This is a genomic window from Parapedobacter luteus (assembly GCF_900168055.1).
Taxonomy (GTDB): Bacteria; Bacteroidota; Bacteroidia; order Sphingobacteriales; family Sphingobacteriaceae; genus Parapedobacter; species Parapedobacter luteus.
Map to the genome: position 1 here is coordinate 20271 of NZ_FUYS01000006.1, position 18484 is coordinate 38754.

Below are 18484 nucleotides of genomic sequence, written 5' to 3' on the forward strand. Positions count from 1 at the left end.
TCTTCAAAAATGCGCCCGCATTTGCATTGAGCACCGAATGACAAAAATCCACAAAAAGATCGCGACGAACCAAATCGTCAGCACTTAATTACGCCTAAAATGCGTACCGCAACGTAATGCCGTATGTCCGGGGGTCCCCAAGCACGCCGGCATAATGACCGGCATTGCCGGCTCCAGGCAACAGTTGCTCGAAATAATCCGTATCGAGCAGATTACGAGACCAGAGAAATAACGTGACGCCATCCAGGGCCCTAAAACCAATACGCGCGTTCAATAAGGTATAAGCACGCACAATCAGGTAGGTTGATGGCGACGGATTGGAAGAAAAAGACGACCGATGAAAACCATCGACACCCAAAAAGAACTGACCGTCATGCCCCAAAAAAGAACCGGCTGCCGTAGCGGCTTCCCCTCCCAACGATACTGCCCATTTCGAAATACCGGGGAGTTTACCGCCAGAAATATCCTTGAACGTGGGTCCGCCTGTTTCTTCCAGCGGCGGTGGGGCATTGGTAAACGAGACATATTTGCCATCCGTATAGGCAAGCGACCCATACAAAGAAACGTAGTTATTGAACCGAATGCTCCCATCAAACTCAACGCCTCTTACTCGTATCTTTTCCGCGTTTGCCAAATACCCTCTATTTACTGAAAGGTCAGCGGTCTGTACTTGGGCCTGATAATCACGAACGTCCGTTTGGTAGACAACTACGTTCAGTACGGTACCCGCTGTCGGTTGGGCTTTCATTCCAACCTCATAATGGTTGACACGTTCCGGTTTAATGACGGCCAGTTCCAACATCGGTTGACCATTGGCATTCGGCAAGCCTCCCAGATTAAGGCCTACGGGTTTAAACCCATTAGCAAACGTAGCAAAGGCGTTGATAGTAGCTGTAGCCTTAAATGCTACTGTAAGTTGCCCCGAGATATTGGTATCCTCAACGTCTGCCTCAAAAGCTTGGTTGCTATATACTGCCCGTTTAATAGCAAGCAAATCGGGATCGTCGGTCTGCAAACCGCCATAAGTTTCCCGCCTGAAATTCACGGATTTGTCGTCGTAGTTCAGCCTGATACCCGGAAGGATACGCAACCGCGACGTCACGGCATAGTCCACTTGAGCGAAAACAGCACCACTAAAGGTTTCCAAGCTGGGATAGGTTTTGATGCCATAGCCGTCCAATAAGCCGGGGGTCTTCCAAAGCGGGCTTTCGGTATTCTGCGAAAACCGCCATTGATCCCTGCCTGCCTCCTCGGTATGCGCAGGATCAGCCCTTAAGGCCTGACCGAAAGCATACAGGCCAACAACAGCACTCAATCGATTCGAAAATTCGCCTGCCCACCGGACTTCCTGCGACCATTGATCGTGCCGTGAGGGCGCTTGAGATAAGGCGAGGCCCTGTAGGCCAGTAAAATCGCGGTCATTAGAAGGATCCCAATTCCAAAAGCGCCATGCCGTCGTGGTGGTGAGCGTACCCGGCCCAACCGTCACATCCACATTCGCCGAAATGCCGCCCAAATCCTGTCCAGACCGCCATGGTGTGTCATGATCGATAACCCGATCAAACGGATTTCGACTTGGCAATTCATAATCCAAATCGGCAAGAATCTGCTCGAACTGCTGGTAGGCAGCCCGCAACGTGGGCGCTACGCCGGCAAACACCTGCGCATAGCCGTCAGGCCGTTGGCGGCTTATATCCCCGGCAAATAAAACGTGTAGGTTTTCAGAAGGAGCGTATAACAACTGGCCACGCAAGCCAAGGTTATTCAAGTCATTTACCGGCTTTTGTGTAGCTACATTGTAAAGCAAGCCATCCCTTTGGGTACCACTGAATGAAACGCGTGCGGCAAGATTTTTACTCAATGGTCCGCTAACGGATGCTTTTGCCTGGATAAAGCCGTAATTTCCGTAGCTCAGCTCAACGTTAGCCTCAGGCGTGAACGTTGGCCTGCGCGTAGTTACATTGAAAGCCCCCGCCACGGTATTCTTGCCGAATAATGTACCCTGCGGGCCGCGCAATACCTCAATCTGCTCAACATCAATAAAGTCGAGCGTTGTAGCCGCTGTCCGCGCATAATACACACCATCCACGTAAAAGCCCACGCCCGGATCGATCCCATCGTTGGTGAGACCAAATGTGGTACCCAACCCCCGGATACTCAATCCCGTGTTACGGGGGTTAGACGAATACAGCTGAACGGATGGTACCAGCTCTTTCAGCCTATTGACGTTGAATGCTCCGGCATCGTCCGCCAGCGTTCCACTAATAACCGACACCGGTATCGGAACCTCCTGCAACAGCTCCCTGCGCCGCCGGGAAGTTACCACAACCTCCGACAACACGTTGTCCGCGGTAAGGGTAATCCGCAACGGTCCTTCCGGCCATTCATGGATACGGATTTCCCTTGACTGGTAGCCAACCGAATTAATTTGTAACGAAAATGGAGGAGCTACCTGCACCGTAAGGTGAAATTGGCCCTTCTCATCTGCTACGGTATAGGCATTCGTACCCTTCACCACTAATGTGGCATGTACAACGGGTTCGTCTGCGGTGTTTTTAACGGTGCCGACCAAGATCTGTTGGCCACACGCGACATTTATCCAAAAAAGAATAATTACACTTGGTACGATCAGCTTATTCATGCTTACATTTATACCAACAAATCTATACTGAATCGATAGACTTTAATAGGTATAAATCATGCCTAACCCAAGTACATTTAATGCTTATTGCATACAACCGAAGCCTTTCTTTAACTGACCACCGGTTTGCGTTCGGCGGACGAAGTGCCCCAGAGCATCAACCAAGTAAGCGCGCCGTTGTAGATGATCAATTCGAAACCAACAGCGTAGCTGGTGTGGGGCACAATAACGTACGTGTTGACCAAATAACAGATGAGTGGCGACAGCACACACAAGTAAGGCACCAACCGATCGGTCACCTGCCGCGTGGTAAAAATCCCGAATGCAAACAACCCCAGCAGCGGACCATAAGTGTACGTCGCCGCCGTGAAAATGGCGTTCACGACCGAGTCGTCATTGATGACCCTGAACACCATGATGACCAGCAACATGATTACAGAAAAGGCAAAATGTACGCGATTCCGCGTTTTTACTAAATCAGCATCATTTGGATTAGCCCGTTTGTTGAAATTAAGAAAATCGACGCAAAATGAAGTCGTCAGCGCCGTCAATGCCGAGTCGGTCGTGGCAAACGTAGCGGCCGTAAGCCCCATCATAAAAATAATACCCGGTACCATGGCCAGGTGATGCAGAGCGATTTCGGGGTACAAGTAGTCCGGTGTAGGCAGGCCGGCCACATCGATGCTGTTTTTGGCGGCGAAGTTAAACAGCAAAGCGCCCACAGCCAAAAAAAACAAATTGATAATCACAAATATCCCCGTAAAGGTAAGCATGTTCTTTTGTGCTTCCCCGATGGTCTTCATACTCAGGTTTTTTTGCATAAGGTCTTGATCCAAACCCGTCATTGCCACGGTTACAAATATTCCGCCAAGAAAATGCTTCCAGAAATGGATGCGGTTCCCCAGAAAATCTTCCCAAAAAAACACCGTTGAATAACTGCTTGTTTTCACCGTCTCGATGGTCTCCATCAGCCCCAACCCCAGACTATCGGCCATAAAATAGATGGAAAGGATGACCGCCAACACCAGAAAAAACGTTTGCAACATGTCCGTAATGATGATGGTCTTCAATCCACCCTTATTGGTATACAGCCAGATGAGCAGTAAACACAGCGCAATAGTGACGGCAAAAGGAACATTCCAGGCATCGAAGATAAACCATTGGAGGATAATGGCCACCAGATAAAGCCGGAACGCCGAGCCTATCGTGCGCGATATCAAGAATATCATGGCACCTGTTTTATAACTCCGCTGCCCCAGGCGTTCCTCCAGATAGGTATAAATGGAGGTAAGATTCATCCGGTAATACAGAGGCAGCAGCACATAGGCAATGATGACAAACCCCACTGCATTACCCAATATGAATTGGAAATAACCAAAGTCGCTACTTCCCACTGCTCCCGGCACGGATATGAATGTGACCCCTGAAAGTGCCGTACCTATCATACCAAAGGCTACCATGTACCATTTGACATTGCGGTTAGCAACGAAAAAGGTGGCATTGTCTGCTGATTTCCGCGAAGTAAAATAGGCGATACCAAGCAAGAGGCCAAAGTAGGCCACCAAAAAAAACAGAAGAACAGTCGGCGTCATACGTTTAGGGTTAATGATCCGCTATGCGGGAATGTTCGATAGCTTTGCGAACACTACCATGCTTTTCAAGCAAATCAGAGGCAGTTTGCGCATCAATCCCTGTTTCCTCCATAATGATACGGATACCCCGGCTAAACAGCTTATTGTTGGTTAGCTGCATGTCGACCATTTTATTTCCCTTTACCCGGCCCAACCGGATCATCACCGCAGTACTAATCATATTGAGTACCAGCTTCTGCGCAGTACCGGCTTTCATACGAGTAGAGCCGGTGACAAATTCCGGCCCAACAATCACTTCTATGGGATATTGGGCTTCTGCGGCGATGACCGTACGGTCGTTACATACGATACACCCTGTCACCAAGCCCGCGTTGTTGGCTGCCATCAGTGCTCCTTTTACATAAGGAGTCCCGCCGGAAGCGGCGATTCCCACCACCACATCCTTACTATTGATGCCATATTCCTGTAGGTCCAGCCACGCTTGTTCTTCGTCGTCTTCGGCAAACTCCACAGCCTTGCGGATAGCGGTATCTCCTCCGGCAATGATGCCGATAATCCAATCATACGGTACACCGAAGGTAGGCGGGCACTCCGAGGCATCCAGAATCCCCAAACGGCCACTCGTACCTGCACCAACATAAAACAACCGTCCTCCCGCTTTCATTGAAGCTACGGTAGCTTCAATGAGACGCGTTATCTGTGGAATAGCCTTTTGTACAGCAATGGCAACTGTCTGATCCTCCTTGTTAATGTTCATCAATAGCTCATCAACAGACATTTTGTCCAAATCCTGGTAATTCGATTCTTTCTCGGTAGTGTTCGTCATCTGCATATCTAAGTAAAAACAATTTTACGAAATTTTCTTTTTATAGCTCAATTAAAGTACGGATTGGAACATTTTGTCACTATCAATTTCCAGTTATCAATACATTAAGTACGGTGTGCGCATTTGCTTAAAATGTGTTACCTCAGCTTCCCAAGATTGATAGATATCTGCCGGTGTTTTTCCCGCTTTAATCATACTAATCAAGCGATCTGTTCCCGTTAAGCGATATAGTACCTGTTCATTCCAGACTAGTTTATCCGGATGTAGCCGATTAATCGCCCAAACCAATGCTATGCCAATTCGATATCCTGCACTGACATTGCGATCCCTGATACGGAGATACACGCCGTTGCAATGCGTTTCATTAAACTCAGGTGGCCTACTTAAAAATGGCATTTGTGTTGGCTCAAATGTGACGGACTCGAAGTCCACTCCGTCGAAGCCCAAGCTGTCCATCAATCGGACAACTTGGAAATTGTCCAGCCAAGGCGCGCCAATGTACTCAAAAGGCCTAGCTGTCCCCCGGCCTTCCGAAACATTAAACCCTTCAAACAGGCACGTGCCCTCGTACGCCATCACGGCATCGAGCGTCAGCAGATTAGGCGATGGCTTCCGCCAGGGCAAGCCCGTATCGTCAAACCACATTGACCGCCGCCATCCTTTCATCGGCACTACATGAAGTTTGGGCGCATCTTCCACTCGAAGCAGCCTTTCCCCGATATAGAGCTTGGCCAGTTCGCCCATGGTCATGCCATGCCGAATGGGAATCTTTCCATATGCCCCGAATGTGTAGCGGTATTTATCGTCGGTCACAAAACCATCCATATCGATGCCATTCAATGGATTTGGCCGATCCAACACGATGACTTCCAACCCCTGTTCGGCAGCGGCTTCCATCACGAAACCCAAAATATTGACGTGTTCATAAAATCGAAGGCCTACCTCCTGAATATCGAATACGATGACCTCGGCCTCGCCCAACATAGCAGCAGTGGGCTTGTGAATATCTCCGTACAGGGAGTATTTTGTCACGCCTGTGGGGGTATCAATCGTTTTCTGCGGATCGCGTGGTATAGCATAATCATTGGAACGTATATCGAATTCCATTCCAAACAACACCTCCAACTGCACATCGGGATGTGCGTATAGTGCATCCGCCAAATGAGTTCCGTCTGCCAATCTACCGCTATGATTGGAAACCAACGCAACGCGTTTCCCACTAATAAGATGTATATACTCCCCAAATAAGCGATCTGCGCCACAAAGCACAGCCGGTTCGGCTGCGCCGGACACGGCGTCAACGGCATCAGCTACCAAAGGCATCCAAGAAAGCCATATACTAACTAGCATTGCAAACATCACAGGGCAATTAATTAGGCAATTAATTAGTTGTACAGGAGATACTTTTTCCGAAGTTCTTTATACGCAGAGAGGCCCGGCTCCCAACTCTGTTGGATATCTTCCACCGATACACCGTCCCTAATCTGTTGGGCGAGCTTGTCATTCCCGGCCAATCGTTTGAAGGAATCCCTGAAAAACAAATCTTTATCAGGATACGCTTCATACAATTCCTTCAGCCACGACAGGTTAATGCGGCCGGTTTCCTTAAACACATCCGTATCATACGATCGCAAATCCAGCCCGTAGCAGGCTTTATCCAGGTGTTTGGGGTTTTCGCTCATGCCGGGGATAGATTCCGGAGTGAATGAAAAATCATACTTTCCTTTAAGCCTAGGACTTCCCACCATGGAAAACGCATGCATCGTGCCCCGCCCTTCGCTGATATCGGTCCCCTCAAACAAGCAAGTGGACGGGTAGAGTAGGATCGCTTGCTGGGTATTCAAGTTGGGAGATGGCGGAATGGGCAGCGTGTAGGGCTTCCCGTGATAGTAATTCAGCATAGGGATCACGTTGATCTTACATGTTATCCCATTGGCCAGCCATCCCTGATCGTTGATCATGGCGGCATACTCGCCAAACGTGAGCCCATGCACAATCGGAATCGGATGCATACCGATGAACGACTCGTAGCCCTTTTCCAAAATAGGTCCATCTACATAGCCGTCGTTCGGATTCGGCCTGTCGAGGATGAGCAACTCGATATCGTTTTCGGCACAGGCCTCCATGATATAATGGAGGGTTGACAGGTAAGTATAAAACCGCACGCCCACATCCTGCATATCGAATATCATGACATCGATACCCGCTAAATCCGCTTTCGTCGGTTTATATTTCTTGCCATACAGGGACACCAGCGGCACCCCGGTCTTCTCATCAACCTCATCATTAATCTTGGCTCCTGCGCTGGCATCGCCCCGGAAGCCATGCTCCGGCCCGAAGCCCCGCACAATCTGCACACCCAGGGCGAGCAGGCTATCCATGCTCAATTTGCCCCCGATGGTAGACGTGTGGTTAATGGTCAGCCCTACCCGCTTACCCTGAAGGTAAGGGACATAGGCTTCGGTCTGTGCCGCACCGGTGATGATGCTGTCTTCAACAGCAAGCACGGATTCGCTACCAGTTTCAGCCTGTTGTTTACTCGTTGAAGAAGAACATGACTGGGCGATAAAAAACAAGGCCATCACCCATAATAAAACCTGAATTTTCATAATCTGAACATTTATGTTGTTTATTTCACTACGATTTAGTTCCTGCTTATTCATAGAGCAGATATTTTTTCCGCATACCTCTATACCGGTTAAGCGCTGGTTCCCAGCTTTCCCGGATCTGCGCTTCGGTATACCCGGCTTTCAACTGCTTTCGGAGCGACTGTGTTCCTGCCTGTTGATCAAAATGCAAAACAGCGTCCTCGCCCAATTCCGCTTCGCGGTTGAAAAAATTTGCTTTATCCGGATAGGCCTCGTACAGTTCGAGCAGCCACCGCAAGTTCAGCCGTTTAGTCGCCCGGAAAGCTTCCAAATCCAGCCCCCTTAAGTCCAACCCATAGCACGTGTCTCCCGCGTGCATGGGATGTTCACTCATTCCATGGATTGCCTGCGGCACAAATGAAAATGCATATTTTCCGCGCAATGCAGGGCTTCCCAGCAATTGGAATGGCGTATACGTACCCCTCCCGTCGCTGATGGCGGTCCCACCAAACCAGCATAGCGATGGGTAAAGATAGATCGAGCGCTGCGTATTTAAGTTGGGCGAAGGCGGCACGGGAAGCTCATAGTCCATCCCGTGGCGGTAGTTTAGCATGGAAATAACCGTAAGTGGGCATTGTAGCCCGCCATGGAGCCAGCCTTGGCCGTTGATCATCCGAGCGTACTCGCCCATGGTCATGCCATGTACCACGGGAATAGGATGCATGCCGATAAACGATTGGCATGCGGGCTCCAGTACCGGGCCATCGATATAGCCATCATTCGGATTTGGACGATCCAGCACAATTATCGCGATATGATTTTCAGCACACGCTTCCATCACGTAATGCAAGGTGGAAATGTACGTATAAAACCGCACACCGACGTCTTGCATGTCAAACACCATCACGTCAATACCTTCCAAATCCTGCTTGGTCGGTTTGTAATATGCTCCAAACAAAGACGTCACAGGCACGCCAGTCCGCTCGTCAGTCCCATGTGCAACAAACCGATTAGCACTTGTTTGACCCGAGACACCATGTTCCGGCCCAAATGCACGCACCACATGCACCCCGCTGCTGAGCAGCGTATCGATCAGTCGCGTGCCATCAACAAGCGAACTTTGGTTAATGGCAAGCCCGACGCCCTTTCCTTCAAGTAGCGGCAAGTATACATCCATACGGTTTGCTCCAGGTACCAGCGGCATGTCAGCATGGCGCGCCACGCCGCACACACAGCATACCATCAAGGTCAAAACCAACGATACACGCAATACCCTCATAATGACGGAATAAATTCGATAAAACATATTCCCCTTGGCGGCAATGTAAAACGTACCTTGCTCGTCCCGTCTCGGTAGTCACCCAACTTCGTCATGCCCGTTTCGTCGTACACATAGATTTCACCAGCGCTTTCCAGGCCATAATCTGCCGTATTCATCATAAAATCAACCGGAAGATGTTGTCTGCTGATACTGGCTATGGCAACGGCCAATGAGCCATCACGCGATTTCCATGCCGAAGTGTATGCCGTCGGATAGGATTTTTCAAAGCGGGTGACCTTTTCGTTATGACCGGCATAGATGGAGAGTTTCGAAATCGATATCGTTTCTTCCGGAATCGCGATCATTGGCGGCCGCTTGAATTCGCCATGTACGAAATATTTCAATCCCGCCTGCCGCACTTTGCCCAAACGCAGGATATAACCGATCTCCGTTTCCCTTGCCGAATCCAACGATGGCTGATAGTTGGCAATCATGGGTTGCATACCCCACGCAAACGACCGTGCCTGCTCCATTAAAAACTGCCTATTGAATACCGGGTCTAAGGGCGTTTCGGCATCAGCAGGAGCAAATTCCCGGGGCCATAGTTCATCATAGGGAGGAGTCATCAACGACGAGTAATTACCAAAAGTGATAGCATATTCGTGATACACCGCCTGAAACAGGGGAACCGTCTGCCAGCTGTGTATGCCGGCATACCGCTCCTTGCTCACTTGCAGTGCCAAGAACACATCCAGGAATGGCAGCCAATTCTCACCGACGCCTTCCCCCGCCAATACCTGGTTGCCTCCTTGAGGGAAGGATGCGCGTATCAATTGATCTTTCCGTGCGAAATGCTGAACCCAATAGTTGCCACCACCTATAGGGTGGCCATGAGCAGGGTCATAACACATACGGCTCTGGCAAGCCTGATCCATGTATACCCCGTCTACACCATACTGGTTCACTGCGGTATCCACCAACGAAGCATATTTGTTTTTCCAAAAGTCCGTAGCCTCACACATATTTGTCAACGCCTTTTTTGTGAAGATGTTGTATACATGGCTCAACGCATGACCATGGATATCCTTGCCAGCATACCGCTCAGCGTGCTCGTCTTTCCAACTTTGGGTAGATGGGCCCCATTTCAAGGCATTCATGTATACCAAGGCATGTACTCCCTGCTGTTGAGCATCGCGCAATTCCCTTATAAATTGCTGCTTGCCGTCCCTAGGCGGAAAATACTCGGGGAAAGAATCGTCATAAGAGCCACCGTGCCACCAATGCCATAGTACGTTCACCGGAAGCCCCAGCCGATGGCTTAATGCTACTGCAGGGGGTAGCACATGCGCTCCCCGGCCTCTGTTCCAAACCCAGTAACCCGTGTTTTCCACCCATGCAGGGACCCCACGGTTTTTCAGCCGGCTGTTGAGACACCATGGCTGCCGCTCCGCCCAGCGTTTATAAAGCTGTGCGGCCGTTAACCAATCCCCCTTGAACGCCCCAATGATAAACCTATAATCCGGCCGATAGGTTTCCTGCTGATCGTCAAAGGGAGGAAAATGATCGACGCTGTAAGATAACTGCTCGGTACTATCCATGGAAAGCGAAAACTCCTTGTTATATGCCGCGGTATCATCACAAGCCAGGTAAAGCCCTGCACGATGCGGATTATATAGCGCCAAGAACTGCATGGACATATGGCCCGGATAAGACCACGCAAACCGCTTCTGTGCCCCCCCGGATGCGGATAGTTCCTTGCGAGGCGACTGCAGCAGCGACCCCATCCAATCAGGTGCCACCAGCTCCTCATCTCCCAAGTCAGCGAGCCCGGCAACCCGAGGGAATGTGACTTTGCTGATACGCTTTCCCTGAATGCCGTCAATCGCAATGCGCCAAGTAGACATTGCGGAGTCCGGAAGCAACCCCACGTAGGCCGTCACTGTAAAACCTTTCGGCAATTCGGGGAAATCACTCCATTTCAGCTCAAGCTGATTTTCAGTGTGATGGTACACAAATCGGGTAGCCGACCGGATATTGACTCGGCTTGGCTGATTTCCCCCAGCTATTGTTATTTCCCATGGCGAGCTTCCCTGCGAAGCGGTTTCCGCTAAAAACGACACTCGTTCGGGAAGAAATACCATTTCCTTCAGCTCACCCGTAGTACGGTCAAAAGCCACCTGGAAGTGGTCATTTTTTAAGGAGACCAAATTGTCAGGTTCGCCGGTCTGCGAATAAGCAGCGTTGAATGCGCCAAACGGCAGAAAACAGGTCATCGCCAATAAGCAGATGAACTGCCAAGCAACATATCTTTTAGGTATCATTGTCATGGTTGTTTGATGGTTCAATTCTAAAAATCCTGGTCGTGTTCGGCGGCATGTGCATCGCAAACGTATCAGCCTCGGCCAACACCTGCCCATCTTCCGGATCGATTACTTTCGCGCGGAAGGGCAACCGTAACGTCTTCTTGCCGCCGTGGAGCGAGTGAATGCATAGCCAACCTCTTCCGGCGTAGACGACATCATCGCCGCCATCTACATAGCAATGCACACCAGCCCGGCGTAGCAAGTCGTTGAGTGCCGCAGCTTCCCATTGCAATTTTTCCGTGGTTATCAATGGCGTATCCCCGGGCTGGAAGACCTCCGAGCGATGGCCGTCTGTCCAAATCACCCAAGCGCCCCGTCCGGTGGCAGCATTAATGAATTTCCGTTCCGCGGCAGTAAGGGTGAGAACCCCCATCAACCACACCACACGGTAATCGCCGTCAGCCAGCAAGTCCAAATCGTCGCGCAAATACAAATCATACGGTGCCCCCATTCTGCCCAGTGGATAGCGGTTGCGCAGCACCGATCCGGTTAGTTTGCCGAAAGAAGCATCCATAAAGCCAAGCTGCTCGTCTACGACGACCGCAACCTCTGCCTTCATCTGTGGCACTGCTTTGTCTGGATACCGGTTGAAAAATCGTTGCCCGCTTTCGATGACATGCATGAGGCGGGGGTCACTGAACCAGCCTCCCCACATATCAAACCACCACCCTCCATAACCGTAAGCCAACATACGGCCCAGATTTTTCCAAAGCAAGGACACCGAAACGTCCATGGACTGCGGCCCTACCCATACGCCATCCGTATATGCATTTCCCGGCGGGGCCACTTCGGGTGCACGGTCGCGCAACATTGTTGTGATAGCGGTTCGCGTATCATTTTCCGCCAACCAAAGCTTGCCATGCAGCTGCACCGATTTGATGGCCGCAAAAGGGGGCCAGTCTTCGCCACTTACGCGGTTGTAATCATTCGGGCTGGACAGGTAATCCAATTCCGGGCATCGCAACAATTTTGATAGCGCCCCGTGCCCCCGGCGCAGATCACTCACGAAATAGTGATACCCGTAGAAGGCGCCGGTAAGCAATCTATTCTTGCTGGTTTCTTTGACGATGCGGCAAAAATAGGCGACATGATCGGCCATCGTTTCGCCATGGAAAGCAAAGGTGTCGAATATCCTTCCTGAAGTGTCCGCATGGCGCCACTGCTCCGACTTGGTCCGCCCGCTGATATCCGCGAGCATTGCCGTCTCAAAAGTCACCCTAGGCTCGTTCCAAGCCTGCCGCAGACTGTCCACATTATACCGGTAGCGTTCGCGCAGCCATGTTCTAAACCCCTGTAACCGCGCCGGATTATCGTCATAAAACTCATCCTTAAAGTGATACATCCACTCTTCGGTAAACCCGCCAGCGACATGGATACCCACCAGGTGATCGGCATATTCAGATTCCAGCAACCATCGAACAAAGGTGCTCAGTACCTTTCCGGCTTCTTCTTGCCAAAACGGACTGTAAAAACTATTTCGGTAGGTAGTTCCATCCGGCAGCAAGCAAGCACTTTCCGGGTATTTTTGCTCCCACCATACCGGCGGGTCCAAATGAATGCGGATAATGGCCAGTGCCTGCGTATCCGCAGCTATGATTTCCTCAAAGTCATGGATAACACTTGCATAATCGAAGGTCTCTTCGCCGATCCAAATCGGCTTGCGGAAGGGCTTAATCCCGCTACTTGAATTAATCCCTCGGTCACCTAAGTAAGCAGGGATATTATATAAATGCACCCCTGCTTGCGCCGCTTCCCGGTAATAAGCCGGTTCGCCCAGGTAGGACATATACGCATAAGGGGGGTATGGGCTATCATCCACAAAAAGTGTAGGCACCCCCTGATGCATGCGTACGGATGCAACATGCTGCGCGACTCCCACCAGCACATTGCATAGGAGAACTACGCCCCATCCTATCGTTAATCCATACCGCATAACCATCAATACCCCGGATTTTGATCCGCCTGGTTGATTTCCGGATTGGTGTCAATCTCCTGCTGAGGAATCGGCCAGTTGATATGCGCATCGGCCACGGTGATACCGGTGTATTTCAGGATAGACGCGTTAATCTTATTTGTACGCTTCAAGTCTAGCCACCTTTTCCCTTCCAGAAAAAGTTCATATGCCCGTTCCTGCAAAACCGAATCCTGAAATGATGAGGCGGTCCACCCACTTGACGGGTAATCAACCGGCGACGGCGTATCGATTGGGTACCCGTATCCACGCCGTTTGATTCTATTCAGGAGTTCGATGGCCGTAGCAGATGGCCCACCTTCAGCCATTGCCGAAGCTTCGGCCTGTATCAACAAGACATCGGCATACCGAAGGAACGGATAGTCATTCGCGTGGCCTGAACTGGTCGGGGCGTTAGGATCCCTGAATTTACTGAACTGCACGGGTGCTAGCCCGGGCAATTGCACGTCCTGCCCCGTAGTCGGGTCGGTATAATGGGTAAATACACCCCACTGTTTACGCCAGTCATTATCATTCCATTCATTGAGGAATTTATTATCAAGCGAGGAGGTCATCACATAGTTTCCAAACGGAGAATAGGGGGTTCCCTGGTAGAGCAGGTTATGAGGCCATTGCGTCCCGTTCAAGTGATTATATTTTAGGTAGAAAATCTCCTCAGAAGTGCCGTTCGCCCCCGCGCCGAAGATCCGATCCCAATCGTTGAGCTGGGCCACAGTAACCAAGCCAAATTTGTTTGCGCTGATCACTTCTTCCGCCTTTTGTTGGGCCAACGCCCATTCGCCGCGGGTCAGGTACACATCCGCCAGGAAAGCCTTACTTGCCCACTTTGTCGGCCGCCCAAATTGCGCGGGTACATCAGGCAGCACCGATTCGCCAACTTCCAAATCGACGATAATCGAGGCGTACACCTCGTCCACAGGCGTTCGGGCAGTGTGCCCCTGTGTGGTCGATAAAATCAACGGTACGGCACCCCAATGTCTTACCAAGTGATAATAGCTGAATGCCCGCATAAAACGTGCTTCAGCAAGTAACCTTTCTTTGGCCGTTTCGTTGACATCCGTCATTTCGGAAATCCGTTCAATGGCTGTATTAGCATAGAGGATACTTTGGTAAAGGTATTGCCAGACTAGCCCGACCCGCTGCGCATTGGTCGCATCAAGCCCCTGGTAGGCTCCCACAGCAGCCGTGGATCCCCTTCCAATGGAAAACTCAGCCATGATTTCCACTTGAAGCAAGTATTGGCCGCCAAAAACCGATACCACGCGTATTGGTTGATAAATTGCATCGACTGCGGCTTGCGCGTCTTCGAGCGTCTTGTAAAAGTTCTCCTCTGTGATTCGGTCTTCCGGAATCTCTTCCAGAAAGTCGCTGCAAGCGACTGCCGATAAAGCCATTAGAGCTATAAAAACAAACTTTTTCATCCTTTTTATTGTTCTTGCGTTGACAATTTTCTTAAAATCCACTGCACGGCAGACTAAAACCTTAGCCTCACACCGAGTAAAAATGTACGAGCGTCCGGATAACCGTATTGATCAATTCCTCGGGAAATCCCGCCGCCAACAGTATTAACCTCGGGTGTATAAAACGAATAATCCGTGATGGTGAACAAATTTTGTGCAGACAAATACACCTGAGAGTTTTCCAGATTAAGCGCTTTAAGACGCAAATTCTTAAACGTGTACGCCAGTTGCACGTTCCGCATCCGGATATACGACCCGTCCTCTACATATCGGTCGGATGCCCGGTAAACGGTAGTCGAACTAATTTTTGGATACTTTGCGTTCGGATTGGGATTATCTGCGGTCCAATAATTGCCCATAACATCCTGTATTTGGTTGATTCCAAAGCTAAACCCATCAGCTATATTCGTAAAACCATAGTTGAAGATGTCGTTGCCTTGTACACAGTTGAGCAAAAATGAGAGTGTCAAATTCTTATAGGTGAGCGATGAATTGATACCCAATATATAGTCAGGGTTGGGGTCACCGATAATGGTACGATCCGACGCGTTGATGACACCGTTCCCATCTAGGTCAACAAAATTGATTGCCCCGTCGGCGGTTAGTCCGTTTTCCACATACCCGTAAAACACGCCTACAGGGTGCCCTTCCCGCACTAAGCTGACCGGCAAGCCGACAGGAAGGCCCAAGGTGGCGCCAAAGATATCAGCACCGTCAGCCAATTCAAGCACCTTATTGCGGTTCATCGAAAGGTTTACACCCACGTTCCATTTAAACCGATCATTATCTACGATTGCACCATTTATCGAAGCATCTATCCCTTTGTTTTCCACGCTGCCCACATTCCTTGGTACAGACACGTATCCGCTGGACAAAGGAAGCGGAGAAGACGTCAGCAAATCCCGGGTTTTCTTATGGTAGTAATCAAACACCAGCGATAGCCGATTGTTCCAAAAACCTAGGTCTATGCCCACATCGAACTGTCCGGTGGTTTCCCATTTCAACTCAGGGTTCGGCTGGATACCTCCCGGCCCGTAGCCCACTGTTAAATTATCATCGAATACCACGGGAAGCCCTAGAAGCACTGCCTGCGATTGATACGGATCGATGGATGTACTACCGGTCTTTCCCCAGCTGGCCCGCAGCTTGAAATCGTTGATAGTCGTAGATAGATCCCCCCAAAACTCCTCACCGCTAATCCGCCAGGCTCCAGCCACCGAAGGGAAATACCCCCATCTGTTCTCCCGGCCGAACCGCGAAGAGCCGTCCGCACGGATGCTAGCAGTCAACAAGTACTTGTCCTGGTAAGAATAATTAACCCGCCCCAGCCAAGAAAGGATAGAATATTCCGTTCGATACGATTGCGGGATCTTCGGGTCGTTACCAGACTGCAAATTCAGGTTGGTCAGCAAATCCAACGCAAAACCAGTAGCTCCGGCTGTCACTCCCTGGGTGATTGTGCGTTGGCTGGTCAGCCCCCCTAAAGCTTTTATTTCATGCCCGTTTCCAAACCGTTTTGTGTACGTCATGGTGTTTTCATTGACCACATTCATTACTTCACCATAGCTGAGCGTAGCATCGCCATTGGCCGATACCTGAAACATCCTTGGCGAATAAAAATCGGCCCTATTGTTTTGGTACTCCACACCCACGGAGGTACGCAGCACCAAGTCATCGGTCAGGTTACCGGTCAGCGCTCCATTGGCAAGCAAGCTTTTCCGTGTGGTCAAATCCGTGCGCTCGAGCGCCGTCATTACCGGGTTCTCCGCAATATCTGGACTGAAAGCATACGCCCGGATGTTGCGGTAGCTGCCGTCTTCGTTATAAATTCCGATGGTGGGGGGTGCGATTAGTGCTCCGCTTAGCACGCCGCTGCCCCGTTCGGTGTTGTCACTCTTGAGGATATTGCTTTTCGAACGGTTTACTATCGTATTCAACGATATATTCCATCCTTTAAACAGTTCATGGTCTATGGTATTGCGAAGTTGCATCTGTTCATAAAACGAGTTGAGAATAACGCCCTGCTGATCAAGGTAGTTGCCTGAGATACTGAATTTCGTCCGTTCACTGCCGCCAGCTATCAGCACCGAGTGATTTTGCATGGGGCTCGTATCGAAGATGGCATCCTGCCAATCCGTCCCTTCACCAAACGAAGCGATTTCTTCGTCCGTAAAAAAGGGCGCCACACCATCATTGGCCGCTCGCTCGTTGGCAAGGATAGCAAAATCACGCGCGCCAAGCATATCCATGGTCTTGTAAACGCTCTGCCAACCGTAATAACCGTTGTATTCGATCTTCGTACCCGTTGCCGTCCCCTTTTTTGTGGTCACCATCACCACGCCATTTGCACCGCGCGATCCATAAATTGCAGTCGCTGACGCATCCTTCAGCACTTCCATGGAGACGATATCATTTGGATTGATAATTTCCAGCGAACCTGATATCGGAAACCCGTCCACCACATAAAGCGGTTCGTTGCCCCCCAGGATTGAGTTCCCACCACGCACGCGGACACTCAGTGCGCTACCTGGCTGCCCCGAATTCTGCAATACTTCCACCCCCGGTGTAATGCCGGACAAAGCCTGCAAGGGACTTCTTACCGCTTGGGCACTTATCTGTTCGCCCCGAATCGTGGCAACAGACCCTGTAATCTCCGCACGGCGCTGCGTTCCATAACCTACAACGACGACCTCTTCAAGAGGATTGTCACTGGTCAGCTGTACATCGATTATCGTAGATTCAGCTACAGGTATTTCTTGCGTAGCATAGCCCACGTAACTAAATACAAGCGTCTGCCCGTCCAAGGCGGCTATCTGGTAGCGCCCCGCATCGTCCGTAGAAGAACCGCTCCCCGTTTGCTTCACCTTGACGGACACACCGACCAGGGGCATCCCATTCTCAAAGGCAGTTACCGTGCCTGAAATGGTTTGCTCCTGCGCTTTGGAAGGCAGGAGGAAGGACATCAATAGTCCTAGCAATAAATAAATTTGTTTTTTCATATCAACTCATTTAGATCATTCGTACTCATACCCAAAAAAACGTGTCCTGTTCCAGCAACTTAAGCTGGCTGTAAATCCCGACCCGATCGTTCATTTCGGCATAAGTAATTGGCTCCACAAGTATAGAAAATATCATTTACATTTATGCATGTTTATGCATGTTTTTTCATTTTGTTACAAAAACACACCCTATTTAAATCCAAAACACCCTCTTTTGAATGCAAAAACAGCTGTACCACTACACAAAATACGCAAGAAAACGCACAAACAATCGTACCTTTCCCAACGTTCATTGACACGCGTTCGCCCTGCCGGTAGTTTTGAACAATTCCGATGTTTCCCGCAAAATTTCTGGTCTAGGTGTGCGCGGTGTGAGGCACCCCGAGGCACCCGCTCTGCAACACGTCGCTCCCGATGGTTCAGCGCAGCAGCACGAAGGCACGCCTGCTGGGGTTCGGTGACCGCACCGCACAGTGTTACCCCCGTGGTACTTCTTTCCTACCCCTTGCTTACCCATACTTTACTTTTTACCCGGATTTTATTCGGTGCTTGTTCGGATCATGTTCGGAGTTTGCTCAGTTGTTAACCGAATAAACTAAAAAGAAAAGGCAACTTATATTCATATTGATATACTGTTTTAGGTAAATTTGGAGTAAGGTTGACTTAAGTCATCGGTATGGAGAATGTGCCTGAAGTTAGGCTGCCACGGGACATCGCATCGAAGACTTCAGGATGGCGGAAAGCGCTGCTTTAACGACGCCCGAGGGCGAGCTAATCCGCTG

General features: G+C 50.2%; 10 protein-coding genes. All 10 read right to left on the minus strand.

The genetic code is table 11. The features are described from left to right. Nucleotides 1-94: 94 nt before the first annotated feature. The gene (locus B5X72_RS12670) at nucleotides 95-2641 is read right to left on the minus strand and encodes a TonB-dependent receptor (protein WP_079717287.1); all 2547 of its coding nucleotides are present in this window, start codon (nucleotides 2639-2641) and stop codon (nucleotides 95-97) included. Nucleotides 2642-2751: 110 nt separating this feature from the next. Then, nucleotides 2752-4233 carry a sodium:solute symporter gene (locus tag B5X72_RS12675; protein ID WP_079717288.1) on the minus strand — a complete coding sequence of 494 codons (1482 nt, stop codon included), beginning with the start codon at nucleotides 4231-4233 and terminating at the stop codon, nucleotides 2752-2754. Between the two features lie 10 nt (nucleotides 4234-4243). Beyond that, on the minus strand, nucleotides 4244-5059 hold the full coding sequence (gene murQ, locus B5X72_RS12680; RefSeq protein WP_079717491.1) for an N-acetylmuramic acid 6-phosphate etherase: 816 nt from the start codon (nucleotides 5057-5059) through the stop codon (nucleotides 4244-4246). A 96-nt stretch (nucleotides 5060-5155) separates the two neighbouring features. Then, nucleotides 5156-6382, minus strand: coding sequence for an exo-beta-N-acetylmuramidase NamZ family protein (locus tag B5X72_RS12685; RefSeq protein ID WP_176146195.1), 1227 nt, complete (start codon nucleotides 6380-6382; stop codon nucleotides 5156-5158). Between the two features lie 62 nt (nucleotides 6383-6444). Continuing rightward, nucleotides 6445-7668 (minus strand): exo-beta-N-acetylmuramidase NamZ family protein, encoded by a 1224-nt coding sequence (locus B5X72_RS12690; protein WP_079717492.1) that lies wholly within the window; start codon nucleotides 7666-7668, stop codon nucleotides 6445-6447. Nucleotides 7669-7714: 46 nt separating this feature from the next. Beyond that, complete coding sequence (locus tag B5X72_RS12695; RefSeq protein ID WP_079717290.1) at nucleotides 7715-8926, minus strand: exo-beta-N-acetylmuramidase NamZ family protein; 1212 nt, start codon at nucleotides 8924-8926, stop codon at nucleotides 7715-7717. Next, nucleotides 8923-11229 carry a DUF6259 domain-containing protein gene (locus tag B5X72_RS12700; protein ID WP_139378677.1) on the minus strand — a complete coding sequence of 769 codons (2307 nt, stop codon included), beginning with the start codon at nucleotides 11227-11229 and terminating at the stop codon, nucleotides 8923-8925. The genes B5X72_RS12695 and B5X72_RS12700 overlap by 4 nt, the downstream gene beginning before the upstream one ends. Beyond that, nucleotides 11219-13210, minus strand: coding sequence for a beta-galactosidase (locus B5X72_RS12705; RefSeq protein WP_139378678.1), 1992 nt, complete (start codon nucleotides 13208-13210; stop codon nucleotides 11219-11221). Before B5X72_RS12705 ends, B5X72_RS12700 begins: the two co-directional genes overlap by 11 nt. Next, nucleotides 13210-14664: a RagB/SusD family nutrient uptake outer membrane protein gene (locus tag B5X72_RS12710; RefSeq protein ID WP_079717293.1), complete on the minus strand. Its 1455-nt coding sequence runs from the start codon at nucleotides 14662-14664 to the stop codon at nucleotides 13210-13212. The genes B5X72_RS12705 and B5X72_RS12710 overlap by 1 nt, the downstream gene beginning before the upstream one ends. Nucleotides 14665-14717: 53 nt before the next feature. Next, nucleotides 14718-17702: a SusC/RagA family TonB-linked outer membrane protein gene (locus B5X72_RS12715; protein WP_079717294.1), complete on the minus strand. Its 2985-nt coding sequence runs from the start codon at nucleotides 17700-17702 to the stop codon at nucleotides 14718-14720. Nucleotides 17703-18484: the final 782 nt, after the last annotated feature.

Coding starts and splice junctions, on each gene's coding strand:
- B5X72_RS12670 (WP_079717287.1), bottom strand. CDS start 2,641: ATGAATAAGCTGATCGTACCAAGTGTAATTATTCTTTTTTGGATAAAT.
- B5X72_RS12675 (WP_079717288.1), bottom strand. CDS start 4,233: ATGACGCCGACTGTTCTTCTGTTTTTTTTGGTGGCCTACTTTGGCCTC.
- murQ (WP_079717491.1), bottom strand. CDS start 5,059: ATGACGAACACTACCGAGAAAGAATCGAATTACCAGGATTTGGACAAA.
- B5X72_RS12685 (WP_176146195.1), bottom strand. CDS start 6,382: ATGCCTTTGGTAGCTGATGCCGTTGACGCCGTGTCCGGCGCAGCCGAA.
- B5X72_RS12690 (WP_079717492.1), bottom strand. CDS start 7,668: ATGAAAATTCAGGTTTTATTATGGGTGATGGCCTTGTTTTTTATCGCC.
- B5X72_RS12695 (WP_079717290.1), bottom strand. CDS start 8,926: ATGAGGGTATTGCGTGTATCGTTGGTTTTGACCTTGATGGTATGCTGT.
- B5X72_RS12700 (WP_139378677.1), bottom strand. CDS start 11,229: ATGATACCTAAAAGATATGTTGCTTGGCAGTTCATCTGCTTATTGGCG.
- B5X72_RS12705 (WP_139378678.1), bottom strand. CDS start 13,210: ATGGTTATGCGGTATGGATTAACGATAGGATGGGGCGTAGTTCTCCTA.
- B5X72_RS12710 (WP_079717293.1), bottom strand. CDS start 14,664: ATGAAAAAGTTTGTTTTTATAGCTCTAATGGCTTTATCGGCAGTCGCT.
- B5X72_RS12715 (WP_079717294.1), bottom strand. CDS start 17,702: ATGAAAAAACAAATTTATTTATTGCTAGGACTATTGATGTCCTTCCTC.